The 14,486-nt window shown below is 64.6% G+C and carries 14 protein-coding genes; 4 read left to right on the top strand and 10 right to left on the bottom strand.

Going from position 1 to position 14,486, the window contains the following annotated elements; genetic code table 11:
* The first annotated feature begins 3 nt into the window (after positions 1–3).
* Genes L1277_RS07555 through L1277_RS07545 form a run of 3 tightly spaced genes read left to right on the top strand, consistent with a single transcriptional unit; the run spans position 4 to position 2,782 of the window.
* Positions 4–1,275, top strand: coding sequence for an Nramp family divalent metal transporter (locus tag L1277_RS07555; protein ID WP_253375739.1), 1,272 nt, complete (start codon positions 4–6; stop codon positions 1,273–1,275).
* 12 nt (positions 1,276–1,287) lie between these two features.
* A complete protein-coding gene (locus L1277_RS07550; protein WP_253375738.1) occupies positions 1,288–1,926 on the top strand; it encodes a metal-dependent transcriptional regulator in 639 nt (212 codons plus the stop codon).
* A 55-nt stretch (positions 1,927–1,981) separates the two neighbouring features.
* Positions 1,982–2,782, top strand: a complete 801-nt coding sequence (locus L1277_RS07545; protein WP_253375737.1) for an HAD-IIA family hydrolase — start codon at positions 1,982–1,984, stop codon at positions 2,780–2,782.
* A gap of 4 nt (positions 2,783–2,786) precedes the next feature.
* Here the strand turns inward: L1277_RS07545 and L1277_RS07540 are convergent, their stop codons facing one another.
* From L1277_RS07540 to L1277_RS15620, 3 genes are all read right to left on the bottom strand, one after another.
* A complete protein-coding gene (locus L1277_RS07540; RefSeq protein ID WP_253375736.1) occupies positions 2,787–4,784 on the bottom strand; it encodes a hypothetical protein in 1,998 nt (665 codons plus the stop codon).
* A complete protein-coding gene (pyrE, locus tag L1277_RS07535; protein WP_253375735.1) occupies positions 4,784–5,332 on the bottom strand; it encodes an orotate phosphoribosyltransferase in 549 nt (182 codons plus the stop codon). The genes L1277_RS07540 and pyrE overlap by 1 nt, the downstream gene beginning before the upstream one ends.
* Before the next feature lie 191 nt (positions 5,333–5,523).
* The gene (locus tag L1277_RS15620; RefSeq protein ID WP_256481491.1) at positions 5,524–5,646 is read right to left on the bottom strand and encodes a hypothetical protein; all 123 of its coding nucleotides are present in this window, start codon (positions 5,644–5,646) and stop codon (positions 5,524–5,526) included.
* A gap of 120 nt (positions 5,647–5,766) precedes the next feature.
* On the opposite strand from L1277_RS15620, the gene L1277_RS07530 reads away from it, so the two are divergent.
* A complete protein-coding gene (locus L1277_RS07530; RefSeq protein WP_253375734.1) occupies positions 5,767–6,720 on the top strand; it encodes a LysR family transcriptional regulator in 954 nt (317 codons plus the stop codon).
* Between the two features lie 48 nt (positions 6,721–6,768).
* Here L1277_RS07530 and L1277_RS07525 read toward each other — a convergent pair whose 3' ends face one another.
* From L1277_RS07525 to L1277_RS07495, 7 genes are all read right to left on the bottom strand, one after another.
* Positions 6,769–8,262, bottom strand: a complete 1,494-nt coding sequence (locus tag L1277_RS07525) for a CoA-acylating methylmalonate-semialdehyde dehydrogenase (RefSeq protein WP_253375733.1) — start codon at positions 8,260–8,262, stop codon at positions 6,769–6,771.
* Entirely contained in the window at positions 8,262–9,587 is a 1,326-nt protein-coding gene (locus L1277_RS07520) for an aspartate aminotransferase family protein (RefSeq protein WP_253375732.1), read from the bottom strand. Before L1277_RS07520 ends, L1277_RS07525 begins: the two co-directional genes overlap by 1 nt.
* 75 nt (positions 9,588–9,662) lie before the next feature.
* Entirely contained in the window at positions 9,663–10,817 is a 1,155-nt protein-coding gene (locus L1277_RS07515; RefSeq protein ID WP_253375731.1) for an ABC transporter substrate-binding protein, read from the bottom strand.
* Between the two features lie 80 nt (positions 10,818–10,897).
* Complete coding sequence (locus tag L1277_RS07510; RefSeq protein ID WP_253375730.1) at positions 10,898–11,707, bottom strand: ABC transporter permease; 810 nt, start codon at positions 11,705–11,707, stop codon at positions 10,898–10,900.
* The gene (locus L1277_RS07505) at positions 11,707–12,549 is read right to left on the bottom strand and encodes an ABC transporter ATP-binding protein (RefSeq protein ID WP_253375729.1); all 843 of its coding nucleotides are present in this window, start codon (positions 12,547–12,549) and stop codon (positions 11,707–11,709) included. Before L1277_RS07505 ends, L1277_RS07510 begins: the two co-directional genes overlap by 1 nt.
* The gene (locus tag L1277_RS07500) at positions 12,546–13,466 is read right to left on the bottom strand and encodes an ABC transporter permease (RefSeq protein ID WP_253375728.1); all 921 of its coding nucleotides are present in this window, start codon (positions 13,464–13,466) and stop codon (positions 12,546–12,548) included. The genes L1277_RS07505 and L1277_RS07500 overlap by 4 nt, the downstream gene beginning before the upstream one ends.
* A complete protein-coding gene (locus L1277_RS07495) occupies positions 13,463–14,479 on the bottom strand; it encodes a TIGR03842 family LLM class F420-dependent oxidoreductase (protein ID WP_253375727.1) in 1,017 nt (338 codons plus the stop codon). Before L1277_RS07495 ends, L1277_RS07500 begins: the two co-directional genes overlap by 4 nt.
* Between the last annotated feature and the right edge of the window lie 7 nt (positions 14,480–14,486).

The following is a 14,486-nucleotide window of genomic DNA, read 5'->3' as shown; positions in this document are numbered from 1 at the left end:
GGCATGCCGAAATCTGCCGTCGACGTCAGTGCTGCACCTCTGGTTCCCCCACGCGCCACCAAACCGCCGCGGCTTCTGTGGCTCCTCGGCCCCGCGCTCGTCGCCGGAGTCGCCTACCTCGACCCCGGCAACGTCGCCAGCAATATGACGGCCGGCGCGCAATACGGATACCTCCTGGTCTGGGTCGTCGTCGCGGGCAACGTGATGGCCTGGCTGATTCAATACCTGTCCGCCAAACTCGGCGTTGTCACCGGCAAGAGCCTGCCCGAGGTGCTCGGCGAACGAATTCAGCGCCGCCCGCTCCGCATCGCCTACTGGATCCAGGCCGAACTCGTCGCCATGGCCACCGACTTGGCCGAGATCATCGGCGGCGCCGTCGCCCTCTACCTGCTCTTCGACCTGCCGCTCATCGTTGGTGGCCTCATCACCGGCACCGTGTCGATGATCATGCTGACCCTGCAGTCACGCCGCGGCCCGCGCGCCTTCGAAGGGGTCATCGTCAGCCTGCTCGTCGTGATCGCTGTCGGCTTCAGCGCCGGTGTCTTTCTTTCCCCACCGGATGCCTCCAGCGTCGCTTCCGGCCTCCTCCCACGATTCGAAGATGCGAACTCGGTTCTCCTCGCCGCGTCGATCCTCGGTGCGACAATCATGCCGCACGCGATTTACGCGCACTCGGCGCTGAGCCGTGATCGGTTCGCCGTGCGGGCGTCAGGCCTCACCACCGCCCGCTTGCTGCGGGTCACCCGGTGGGATGTGTCGATCGCGATGCTCATCGCCGGAAGCGTCAACCTCGCAATCCTCCTTCTGGCGGCGACCAATCTCGCCGGGGTGCCGGGCACCGACAGCCTCGAGGGCGCACATGCCGCACTGGAGAACTCGATCGGCCCGGTCATCGCCACCCTGTTCGCGGTCGGGCTCCTCGCCTCAGGTCTCGCTTCCACCTCGGTGGGCGCGTACGCCGGGGCCGAGATCATGCAGGGGTTGCTCAAAGTACGCATCCCGCTCCTGCTGCGCCGACTCATTTCACTCATCCCTGCACTGGTGCTGCTCGGCTCGGGTTTCGACCCCACCCTCGCCCTCGTGCTCAGCCAGGTGGTCTTGTCATTTGGCATTCCGTTCGCTCTCATCCCCCTGGTGGTCATCACCGCCCGGCAGGGAATACTCGGACAGTACGCGAACCGCTGGTTCACAACCGCCGCCGGTGCCGTGGCATCCGTTCTCCTGGTCAGCCTCAACGCCGTCCTTCTCGTTCTGCTCGTCACCGGCGCCGAGTAGTCTGGCCGTGCCATGAAGCTCTCCCAAACGGTGATCGAGAATTACCTCAAAACGATTTACGCGCACACCGAGTGGCAGGCCGACGCAATCACGCCGTCGGTGCTCGCCGAGCGGCTGGGGCTCGCGCCGTCGACCGTGACCGAGATGGTGAAAAAGCTTGCCGCAGCGGGGCTCGTCACCCATGTGCGCTATGGCGCGATCAGCCTGACCGACACGGGCAGGGGCGAGGCTATAGCCGTTGTGCGTCGACACCGGCTCACCGAGACCTGGCTCGTGCGTGAGATGGGCTACAGCTGGGACGAGGTGCACGACGAAGCCGAGGTGCTCGAGCACGCCATCAGCGACCGGCTGCTCGCGGCGATTGACGCACGGCTGGGGTTCCCTGATCGCGACCCGCACGGTGATCCGATTCCGGCGAGTGACGGCACGGTGCGGCGGGAAAACGCTGTGCTCCTGGGCTCCGCCGGCGAAGGGCACGTGGGCGTCGTTCTGCGCATCAGCGATCGTGACCCCGAACTGCTGCGCACGCTTGAAGCGTCGGGAATCGACATCGGGACGACGGTGATCGTGGCCGGAAGCGCCATGGTCGCGGGCGAAGCGACGGTTCCTCTCGACGAGGCGGCAGCATCCGCTATCTGGTTGAGTGCCTAACCCACCTTGGACTTTGGCGTCAGCCCTACACTGAGATCACGAACGAAGGAGCCCGATGACCCGTCGCGACGAAGTTGAATGCTGGTTGACCGACATGGACGGCGTGCTTGTGCACGAGAACCGTCCGCTTCCCGGGGCTGCCGAACTGCTGCAGCAGTGGCGCGACCAGGGCAAGCCATACCTCGTGCTGACGAACAACTCCATCTTCACGCCGCGCGACCTCAGCGCGCGACTGCGCGCCTCGGGCCTCGAGGTGCCCGAGGAGTTCATCTGGACCTCAGCTCTCGCGACCGCTGCGTTCCTCAAGGATCAAATGCCCGGCGGCTCGGCATTCGTCATCGGCGAGGCCGGCATCACCACGGCGCTGCACGAAGCCGGCTTCATCATGACCGAGACTGCGCCCGACTATGTCGTCGTCGGAGAAACCCGCAACTACTCGTTCGAGGCGATCACCAAGGCCATCCGCCTGATCAACAACGGTGCTCGCTTCATCGCCACCAACCCGGATGCCACGGGGCCCAGTGCCGACGGGCCCATGCCGGCGACCGGCGCGATTGCCGCACTCATCACAAAGGCCACCGGCAAGGAACCCTACATTGTCGGCAAGCCGAACCCGATGATGTTCCGCTCGGCGCTCAACAAGATCGGGGCGCACTCGGAGAACACCGGCATGATCGGTGACCGGATGGACACCGACGTCGTTGCCGGGATCGAGGCGGGGCTACACACCATTCTCGTGCTCACCGGAATCTCGGATGAGCGCGAGATTGCGCGTTACCCGTTCCGTCCGTCCGAGATTCTCGGGGGCGTAGTTGACCTGCTCGAGGCGGAGCCGATCGAGTCTGAGGTCGTCTAGAGCCCTAGGTGGCAGGCTGCGCGACGGCGAGCGAGCCGGTGAGCGGCTCATTGGATGAGCGGCTGAGGAAGCAGTAGTAATTGCGCTCCCCGTCGGCCCACTGTTCATCGCTTACCGGGTAGGTGCCCTGCACCTGGAGGTCGGTGAACGCGCCGGCTGCTGCCGTGTCGAAGACGCCGGGAGCGCTGCACCAAAGTGCGATCTGGGAGGCGAGCTCGGCTTCGCCCGGGTACGGAGCGGCCGGGTCGGACGTGACCGGAGCGGTGAACACCATTTGGGCGCGATGCGGGGTGGCGCAGTCAACGACCATGAAGTTCTCCGCCCACGGAGTGGAGTACGGTTCGAGGCACTCGCTGCCGAGGAGCGCGGTCCACTTGTGCTCGCCCGGCGCGACCGGCCCCACCGTGACCACGTCTTCGGCCGGAGCCTCGGTCGGGGTCGGAGTGGCGGTGGGAGTGGCGGTGGCACTTGGCGATGGCGCGGGTGCCGCGGGCTGCGCGCCGAAGAGGCTCGGGAGGCGGGTACCGAGCAAGAAGAGTCCAACGAGCACAAGCAGGGCGACCACACCGAGTGCGATCCACTTGACGTACGGCGGGAGCGGCGGTCGTCCGGAAGTATCTGTCGCCGCGGGCACCGGCGTCGGGTCGGCGGGGAAGGGTCCGACGGGAGGGAACAATGCGGTCGGTGTTTCAGCGGCAGGCGATGCCATTTCTGCGGCTCTCCGGCGCGCCAGCGGCTCGGCGTCCTCGGCGCTGCCCACCGGCGTTGGGTAAGTCGGGACGTTCTCGGTCTGCTCGTCGAGCTCGTCCTTCTCGACAGGGCTGAACGCCACCGTTGCGGCAGTCGCTTCTTCGAGTCCCATGAGGAACGCGAGACTGTCGACGTCGTCGGTGCTCAACGTGGCGGTGCGCGGCGTGGCCGAGGTGCTCGTCGTAACCGGCTCGTCGTCGTCGGATTCCGACTCCACAATTTCGGCGTCGATGATGTCATCATCGTCGCTCGCTGCCCGCGCCCCGTGGTCGTTCTCGTCGGGGCCGTCGTCGACGATTTCCGGGATGACGACGGTTTCGGTCGGCACCGGCGGCGTCGCAGGCTCCGGCACGAATGCCGGGGCTGGAAGGAACACGGGCTCCACAGAAGGTGCGGCATCGGCGGGCGACGATTCGGCGGTCGTGGGTGCGGCGTCATCGGGGCTCGGCGCAGCACTCAGTGCAGCACTTGGCGCGGCGGTGTCCGATGTGCTCTTGTGCACGATCGGATCGAGCTGGTCGTTCGGGGACAGCGACCAGACGAACGGTGCACTGTCGTTGAGGTCGACCTCATCGGTGGAGTTCTCACCGGCGTTGGTGGGCGAACTCACCTGTGCGGGTTCGCGCTGCCCGTCGACAGGCCGGGTCACCCACGGCCGGTCGGCGTCTGGTCGTGGTTTGAAGAGAAGCGGAGTCGGTTCAGCGTGCGGCTCGACGACCACCGCAGACACCGGTTCTGGCTCGATCGGTTCTGGCTCGATCGGTTCTGGCTCGATCGGTTCTGGCTCGATCGGTTCTGGCTCAGCAACCGGAACGCGGCCCGGCTCGACGGTGGGCGCAACGACTGCCTCAGCCGAGTCATCCTCAGGAAGGGCGGGGGTGAACGCTTGGAATGTCGAGCGGCGGCGGGGCGACGGTTCGTCCCCGGCGTCGGGTGCGGAGTCATCCTCTCCATCGGCTTCAGCGTCAGTCGCGGTGTCGGATGTGGGCGCGGTGCTCCGCCACCACGGCGTCAGGTCCGGTGCTGGCCCGTCAGCACGGCGCGACGGCACTTGCTCGTTGCCCTCAGTCACCGGGATGGCTTGAGTGCGTTCGGTGTCATCGTCCTCAAGCTGGGAAAGCAGCCAGTCTGCGCCCTCGGCATCAGCCTGCGGCTCGCTCGCGTCGTTCTCGACCGGCGTTTCGTTCGACTCCGGAATCGGGTCACCGTCCCGGCGGCGACGCCGTCGGAACGAGGCGTCGTCGTCGCTCACTACTCGAGTCCCAGGTCAGCGAGCCCGATAGCGGCAAAGTAGGGGTATCCCGCATTCTCGATGATCTCGCGTGCGCCGGTGTTGCGGTCGACGACCACGGCAACTCCGGCGATTTCGGCTCCGACCTTCTTGAGCGCTTCAATGGCCGCGAGCGGTGAACCACCCGTTGTCGATGTGTCTTCGAGAACGATGACGCGCTTGCCTTCGAGTTCGGGACCCTCGACCTGCTTGCCGCGGCCGTGGTCCTTAGGCTCTTTGCGCACAACGAATGCATCGTAGGCGAGTCCCCGAGCGGCGCCCTGGTGCAGGACCGCGGCGGCGACCGGGTCAGCGCCCATGGTCATGCCGCCGACAGCAACGACATTGGGGACGTCGGCGATGAGGTCGATCATGACCTGGCCGATCAGCGGTGCGACGCGGTGGTCGAGGCTGACCTTGCGGAGGTCGACGTAATAGGTCGCCTTCTTGCCGCTCGTCAGGGTGAAGTCCCCGTGGAAGACGGCCTCGGCCGAAATGTACTCAATTAGTTGCTGGCGCGCGTCAGTCACGCAGCAAGTTTAGCGATGCGACGTTCTTTCACCGTGACGAGGCGCGCCCAACAGGCGACCGGCTGCCCACCGGGGGCTCGCACCCGGAGCCCGGCAAATTACAGACAACGAAAAACGCGCCTCCCCAGGGATCGACCGCATCTGGCGCTACGGGATCTTCCTGGGAGGGCGCGATTTTCGCTAGCGCCGCCTTACGGCAGCAGTGCATAGGTGCGCGTGGGCACCTTGCGGTAGCCGTCGCGCTTCACAACGACGAGGCTTCCGACGATGGCGGCAGCGCTCAAGGCTGCAAGTCCTGCAAAGAATACGATCATGAGGATTCCAGTCCTTTCTGTGGGTGAAGTGGCAACGACCACTGGATACATCTCCATGGTGCACGCTGCAACTATTCAGAACAAGCGAACATTGCTTACGTGAATCGGTAGTATTTCTAAATGGATGTTCGCCGGTTGGATCTTCTTCGTGAACTGGCTGATCGCGGAAGCATTGCGGCCGTCGCGGCCGCCACCCACCGCACTGCGTCCGCCGTCTCACAGCAATTGAAAGTGCTGGAGCGTGAAGCCGGGGTGCCTCTCACCGAACGCAGCGGGCGCGGTATTTCCTTGACCCACGCGGGAAAGGCGCTGGCGCTCAGTGCCACCGACGTGGCCATCGCACTCGAGCGGGCGCACGCCGTATGGGATGAGTATCGCAATGACGCCACCGGTGAGGTGTCGGTTGCGAGCTTCCCCACAGCCGGCCAGATGCTCTTGCCTGGAGCGATTTCCTCGCTGGCCGACCGACCGGGCCTCACCGTCACCATGGTTGACCGCGATCCTGACTCCGGCGACTTTCCGTCCCTGACCATCGACCACGACATCGTGGTCGCCCATTCGATGCCCGGTCGACGCTCGTGGAGCGGCAAGGGCCTCCGCAACCTCTACCTGCTGAGTGAACCGCTTGATGTGTCGTTGCCGGTCGGACACCGGCTCGCAGGTGTCAACATGCTCACGCCGGACCAGCTGGTCGATGAGCCCTGGATCGGCGTGCCACAGGGATACCCCTTCGACGGACTGATGCACGAAATCGAAGCGGTCACCGGCAAGGAGCTGAGCGTGGTGCAGCGGGTAACCGACAACCGCGTTTCCGAGGCACTCGTGGCGGCGGGCATCGGAGTTGGCCTCGTCCCGCGATTTACAGCATCCGGCCGTGAACGAGGAATCGTGACGCGCCCGCTGACGGGAGTGGAGGCATCCCGCCATATTGTTGCCCTGATGCGGCCGGAAAAGGCCGAACGTCTGGCCGTGCGGACGGTAGTGGAAGCGCTGCACGCCGAGGCGGCTCGGCTGCAGCTTGCCCACAACCCTGTTGAAGATGCCGCGCCGTACACGACGCCCCGCTGGACTTGAGCGCGCCGATGCCGACCGGAATACGTCCCGGTCGGCATCGGCGTCGGACTAGTCGTGCTCGGGGAAGCCGAGGTTGAGTCCGCCGTGGCTCGGATCGAGCCAGCGGCTGGTGATCGCCTTCTCCTGGGTGAAGAACTGCACGCCCTGCGGCCCGTACGCTTTGGAATCACCGAACAGCGAGTTCTTCCAGCCACCGAACGAGTGGTAAGCCACGGGCACCGGGATGGGCACGTTGATGCCGACCATCCCGACGGTCACTTCGCGCTGGAACCGGCGAGCCGCTCCCCCGTCGTTGGTGAAGATCGCCGTGCCGTTGCCGTACTGCGAGTTGTTGATGATCTCGAGTCCTTCGGCGTAGCTCGAGACGCGGACGACGCTGAGGACCGGGCCAAAGATTTCATCGGTATACACGGTGGAGCTCAGCGGCACGTGATCGAGGAGGGTCGGTCCGAACCAGAACCCATCGGCGTCGCCGTCAACCTCGATGGCGCGGCCGTCGACCACGACCGTTGCACCGTCGGCCTCGGCGACGTCGAGGTAGGACGCCACCTTGTCGCGGTGCGGCTTGGAGATGAGCGGGCCCATGTCGCAGGAACGTCGGCCGTCTCCCGTCTTCAACGTCGACATGCGCTGGGCGATGCGAGATACGAGTTCGTCGGCCACCGAGTCGACCGCGAGCAGCACGCTGATCGCCATGCACCGCTCGCCCGCGGAGCCGAACCCGGCGTTGACCGCGGCATCGGCAGCGAGGTCGAGGTCGGCGTCGGGCAAAACCAGCATGTGGTTCTTCGCTCCGCCGAGCGCCTGCACCCGCTTGCCGTGGTGGGCGGCTGTCTCGTAGATGTACTTCGCGATGGGCGTCGAACCGACAAACGAGATCGACTGGACAACGGGGTGCTCGAGCAACGCATCGACGGCTTCCTTGTCGCCGTGCACCACGTTGAAGACGCCGGCAGGCAGGCCGGCCTCAAGGAACAGCTCGGCGAGCCAGTTCGCAGCCGACGGGTCTTTCTCACTCGGCTTCAGCACAACGGTGTTACCGGCTGCGATCGCGATGGGGAAGAACCACAGCGGCACCATGGCCGGAAAGTTGAACGGGCTGATGATGCCCACAACTCCGAGCGGTTGCTTGACCGAGTACACGTCAACGCCGGTCGACACGTTCTCGGAGTACTCCCCCTTAAGCAGGTGCGGCATGCCGGTCGCGAAGTCGACGACCTCGAGTCCGCGTGCGATCTCACCGGCCGCGTCGGAGAGCACCTTGCCGTGTTCGGAGGTGAGGATCTCGGCGAGCTCGCTCTTGCGGGCGTTGAGCAGTTCACGGAAGGTAAAAATCACCGATTGGCGTTTGGCCAGTGACGCATCCCGCCAGGCCGGAAACGCGGCGGCCGCGGCAGAGACCGCAGTGTCCACGTCGCCAACACTGGCGAGTCGCACTTCTTTCGAGACGGTTCCCTTGGCCGGGTCGTACACCGGTGACGTTCGCGTAGATTCGCCTTCGACGAGTGTGCCGCCGATGAAGTGGTTGAGATAGGTGGTCATTACAGTCCTTTCGAAACGTCGGTGAGAACGGCGTCGTATGCCGCCATCGCCTCGGCGACCTCGTCGTCCGTGACGGTGCACGGCGGCACGACGTGAATGCGGTTGTCCTGCACAAATGGAAGCAGCCCTCGCCCGACAAGGGCGGTCTTGATGCGTCCCATCACCGCGGCAGGGAGCGGCTCGCGCGTCGTGGCATCCGCTACCAATTCGATGGCCCAGAAAACGCCCTCACCCCGCACCTCACCGATGAGGTCGTGCTTCTCCGCCAGTTCGGCGAGGGCGGGGCCGATGGCCTCACGCCCGATGCGAGCGGCATTCTCGACGATGCCTTCGTCGGCCATCGCGTCGAGCGCGCCGACAATCGAAGCCATTGCGAGCGGGTGTCCGGAATAGGTCAGTCCGCCGGGGAATACTGTCGAATCGAAATCGGATGCTATTTCATCGCAGATGATCACGCCTCCCGTGGGCACGTACCCCGAGTTCACCCCCTTGGCGAAGGTGATGAGGTCGGGAACCACGTCGTACCCTTCGAAGGCGAACCACCGGCCGGATCGTCCGAAGCCGGCCATCACCTCATCGAGAATGAGGACGATCCCGTAGCGGTCGCAGAGTTCGCGTACGCCGGCCAGGTAGCCGGGTGGAGGCAGCAGGACGCCTGCGGTGCCCGGAATCGACTCGAGCAGGATGGCTGCGATCGTCTGCGGCCCTTCGCCCTGGATCACGCGTTCGAGATGGTGCAGCGCGCGCGCCGACTCTTCCTCGGGCGTCGATGCCCAGAATTCAGAGCGGTAGAGGTAGGGGCCAAAGAAGTGCACGTGGCCACGAGCGAACTCATTGGGCATCCGACGCCAGTCACCGGTGGCCACGATGGCTGCACCGGTGTTGCCGTGGTACGAACGATAGGTGGAAAGCACCTTGTCTCGACCGGTATGAAGGCGAGCCATCCGGATCGCGTTTTCGTTGGCATCCGCACCGCCGTTGGTGAAGAAAACTTTGTGGAAGCCCTGGGGGGCGAGGTTGGTAATGCGCCGGGCGGCTTCGCCTCGCGTGAGATTGGCCGTGGACGGCGCAATGGTGGTCAGTTGTTCAGCCTGCTCCTTGATCGCCGAGATGACGGCGGGATGCTGGTGGCCGATGTTCACGTTGACCAGTTGGCTGGAAAAGTCGAGGTAGTTTTTGCCGTCGAAGTCCCACACCCGCGAACCGAGGCCGCCGGCGATGACGAGGGGGGTCAGCGTTCCCTGCGCTGACCACGAGTGGAAGACGTGGGCCCGATCGAGATCGAGGGTGCCCTGGTTGCTTTCTGACGTGAGCGTGAGTGCCACGACATCTCCTTTGTGCGTTTCGTGCGGTGGTTCCCCGGGCGGGAAGCCGAAGCTCCCCGCCCGGGATCAGGAGTGTTAGTTGCCGCCCTCCTCGAGGGTGACCTTGATCGGAGTGAAACCTTCACCCTTGGTGTCGACGCCTTCGTCCTCAAGCTCATCGAGAGCCTTCTGGATGTAGTCGTTGGTCCAGACCCCTGCCGGGGGCTCTTCCTTGATGAGTGCGGCTCCCTGCTCGTTGACAGCGGAGAGAGCACCCTGGACGGTCTTGTCGAACGCTGCCTCGTCGATGATGCCGATGCCGTTGGCGGCCGGCCAGATGAGTTTGTTGGTCTCGTTGACCATCCAGAGTTCGTGGCTCGGACCCCAGCCGGAGCCAGCGTCGAGGGTGATCTGCGATGCTTCCTCCGGGTTTTCGGCTGCGTAGATCCAACCCTTCACGACGGCCTTGAGGAAGGAGACGGTGGTCTCCTGGTACTCCTCGTCACCCTCGAGCTTTTCGGTGTCAGCCCAGATGGCATCCTGCAGCATCGCGCCGACGGTGTCCTCATAGCTGATGACGTTGAAGTCGTCCTCGGTGTAGAGCTCACCCGTCTCCGGATCCGTCGTCTCGAGCAGCTGTGCGTACTCGTTGTAGGTCATCGCCTGCGCTGCGTCGATGTCACCCTGCAAAAAGGCGTTCATGTTGAAGTCCTGTGTGATGATCTCAACCGTCGACGAGTCGAGCCCCTCCGCAGCCATGGCCGCGAAGATTTCCCACTCGTTGCCGAAGCCCCACGAGCCGATTTTCTTGCCTTCGAAGTCGGCGACGCTCTCGATGCCCGAGTCGGCCCATGACACCTGAAGTGTTCCTGAGCGCTGGAAGATCTGGGCGATGTTGGTGACGTTGGCACCGGCCTCGATCGAGCCGAGAACCTTGGGCACCCAGGCGATGGCGTAGTCGACGTCTCCGTTGGCGAGCGCATCCTGCGGAACGATGTCACCGCCAGACGGGATGATTTCGACGTCGAGACCCTCGTCCTCGAAGTAGCCCTGGTCAAGGGCGGCGAAGTAACCGGCGAACTGGCCCTGCGGCAGCCATTGCAGCTGCAGTTTAACTTCGGTCAGGCTGTCACCTGCATTTTCGTTTCCTCCGGACCCGGTGTCGGCTGGTCCTGAACAAGCGGAGAGTACGAGCGCGGCCGTTGCGGCCAGCGCACCCACCGTCGCAAAGCGACGTGTGCTGTGTTTCATGGTGCGTCCTTTCAATCGAGTGCTGCAGGTGGTGCGGGGGCGGAGCGGGGATGGTGCGGTTGCCCCTGAGCCCGGCGGGCTCAGGACAGTGAGGAGCGCTGCCTGCTTCGGGTTGCGAGGCGTTCCAGCGCGAGTGTGACGAGGAAAAAGACGAGTCCGAGCACGATCGAGGCGACGACGTACGCCCACGCTCGCGGGTAGGCACTCGACGCGGCCGACGTTGAGATCAGCCCTCCGAGCCCTCCGCGCGGTCCACCGAAATACTCGGCAACCAGTGCGGAGATAACCGCAAGAGATGACGCAATGCGGATGCCTGTGAAGACAAACGGGACGGCCGTCGGCAGCGTCACGGTGCGAACAATTTGGCCCGAACTGGCCGCATAGACCTTCATGAGGTCGCGGTGAACCGGAAGCGTCTGGCGAAAACCCCGAAGCGTGTTGATGAAAACCGGCACGAACGACGCGAGCCCGGCAATGGCCTGACGACCAAACTGGCTGTCTGCGCCGAACATGGAGTTGAGCACCGGAGCGAGGGCGACGATCGGAATGACGGCGAGCGATGCAACGATGGGAGCACTCATCTGATCGATCGGTCGCCATCCGGCGGCGAGCGCCGCCAGCAAAATGCCGAGGAGCGACCCCACAATCAACCCGAGCAGCGCGTTGAGCCCGGTCATTCCGGTCGCGGCAACGATCGATGGAAAGAACTCGATGAACTGTCCGGCGATGGCCACCGGGCTCGGCAAAAGGTAATCACTGATTCCCACCACGCTGACCAGGAACTGCCACACGCCGAGGACGACGAGGCCGACCGCAACGGGAGCCAGAATTCTGAGCGCCGATTCCTGGCTCGCCGTGGCGCGTGGCTTCTCAGACAGCGTCAGAACCATCAGCGGTTCTCCACTCCGCGCGCCCCGGTCGGAACCGGGGACCCCGTGTGCAGCGCTTCGCGCACAGCGGTGACGCCGTCGAAGAACGCACGCTCCTCGCGAAGCGCCTCGGCATGTTCGGGGTCCCGGGTCAACGCCATCGGCACGATCTCCTGAATGCGTCCCGGTCGGGGTGACATAACGACGACCCGGTCGGAGAGATATACGGCCTCGGGAATGGAGTGGGTGACGAACACAACGGCTGCGCCGGTCTCGGCACAGATGCGCAGCAACTCGGTCTGCATCCGCTCCCGCGTCATTTCGTCGAGGGCGCCGAACGGCTCGTCCATGAGGAGCAGGTCGGGCTTCTCGGCCAGCGAGCGAGCAATGGCAACGCGTTGCTGCATTCCGCCGGAGAGTTGGTCGGGATACCGGTCAGCGAAGTCACTCAGCCCCACCATGTCGAGTAGCTCCGCGACGCGCGCACTTCGCGCCGAACTTGACGCACCGTGCAGCTCAAGCGGGAGGCCGACATTTGCGGCCACTGTGCGCCACGGCAGGAGCCCGGCCTGCTGGAAGGCAATGCCGTAATCCTGGTCGCGCCGCGCTTGTGACGCGGTTTTCCCGAAGACGGTGACACTTCCCGCCGTCGGCTGGTCGAGGTCAGCAATGAGGCGCATCAGGGTGGACTTGCCGCATCCGGACGGTCCGATGAGCGACACAAATTCGCCGGCCGACACCGTAAGGTCGATGGACGTGAGCGCCTGGACTTGGCCGGAACGGGTGTCGAAGGTCTTGTCGACGGCCTTCACGCTGACCGCGTCGCTGCGCGGAGCGGATGAGGATTCGGGTAGCTGAGTCACGCGTTGATCTCCACACGTCGGTAGTTCCTGAGAATGGCGCCGAGGATGGCGACGGAGCCTGCCGCAGCGAGACCGAGCACGATCGAGCCGAAGATCGGCCCCCATGCTTTCGAGGGGTCGCCGCTAGCCTGACCCGCGTATTGGATGAGGATGCGCCCGATGCCGCCCTGCATTCCCGTCGACACCTCGGCGACGACAGCACCGACCACGGCATTGGCCGCGCCAAGCCGGAGAGCAGGAAGAAGGTACGGAACGGATGCCGGAATCCGCAGTTTCAGAAGCGTCTTCCACCAGCCAACGCCGTAGGTGCGCATCAGTTCGGTGTGAATGACATCCGGCGATTGCAGTCCCTTGAGGGCGCCGACCGCGATCGGGAAGAACGCGAGGTACGACGCGATTACAGCGACGCTCATCCAGTCCTGCCATTCGAACGCGCCGATTTCGATCCGAGAGCCCCAGCTTCGAACGATGGGGGCGAACGCGATCAGGGGCACGGTCTGGCTGAGGATGATCCAGGGCAGGAGTCCCCACTCGGCGAGCCGCCACCGCTGCATCACGAGTGCGAGCAGGAAGCCGATCACGATTCCGACCAGCCAGCCGACCGCAGCGATGCCCAGGGTGGTGAGTGCTGCGAGTGCCACCTCGAGCCACAGCGGATTGGCCGTGGCCGAGCGGGTGACCGGGTCGAACAGCCGTGCCACCATGTCCCAGGTATGGGGCATGGCCAGGTCGGTCGTGCGAGGAAGAACCCGGGCCCCAGCGATCACGACGCCGTCCGCCGGACCCAGAAACTTGTACAGCTCCCAGGCCGCGGCGATCACGAGGATTCCGAGTAATCCATAACCCCAGCGCACCAGTTCGCGAGCCGGCGCGCCACGGCGCCGACGGATCGCTGGGGCGAGGTTTTCGGCGGTCATGCCGTTGCCACGATCTTTTCTCGGAGGGCCGGGATCACGGTCTCGCCGTATACCCGAAGCGTCTCTTCCTTGTTGTCGTGCTGGAGGTATCCGGCGAATTGGTCAACGCCGATGCTCTTGAGTTCTTCGAGCTTCTCGATGTGGTCGCTCGCCGACCCGAGCAGGCAGAATCGGTCGACGATCTCGTCAGGAACGAAGCTGGTGTGACTGTTGCCCGCCTTACCGTGCTCGTTGTAGTCGTAGGACTCGCGGCCCTGAATGTAGTCGGTGAGCGCCTGGGGAATGGCGCCGCTGGTGCCGTACTTGGCGACGATGTCGGCGACGTGGTTGCCGACCATGCCGCCGAACCAGCGGCACTGGTCTCGCATGTGCTCCCAGTCGTCGCCAATGTACATCGGCGCGGCGACACAAAATTTGATCGACATCGGATCGCGACCGACCTTCTCCGCAGCATCCCGAACCGTCTTGATCATCCATTTCGCGATGTCGACGTCTGCGAGTTGCAGGATGAAGCCGTCGCCCACCTCGCCGGTCAGCTTCAGCGCAAGTGGGCCGTACGCCGCAACCCAAACGTCCAGCTGTGAACCCACGCTCCACGGAAATTGCACCGTGGCACCGTTGTATTCGACCGGACGGGAGTTAGCCAGTTCACGGATGACGTGGATGGATTCCCGCAGTGTCTTCAGGTTGGTCGGTGCCCCGTTTGTCGTGCGCACGGCTGAGTCACCTCGGCCGATTCCACAGATCGTGCGATTGCCGTACATCTCGTTGAGGGTCGCGTAGGTGGATGCCGTGACGGTCCAGTCGCGGGTGGCCGGGTTTGTCACCATCGGCCCAACGGTGACGCGTTTGGTCTCGTTGAGAATCTGGCTGTAGATAACGTATGGCTCCTGCCAGAGCAGGTGGGAGTCGAACGTCCAGACATGGCTGAAGCCGTACTGCTCGGCGAGCTTGGCGAGGTGGACGGTTCTCGAGGCGGGCGGGTTGGTTTGGATTACTGCTCCGAAGTCCATGGATGCC

This window comes from Okibacterium sp. HSC-33S16 (assembly GCF_024171565.1).
In the GTDB taxonomy this organism is placed as follows: domain Bacteria; phylum Actinomycetota; class Actinomycetes; order Actinomycetales; family Microbacteriaceae; genus Mycetocola_A.
The sequence above is the reverse complement of the archived record's forward strand: the minus strand, read 5'-3'. Positions and strand labels throughout refer to the sequence as shown.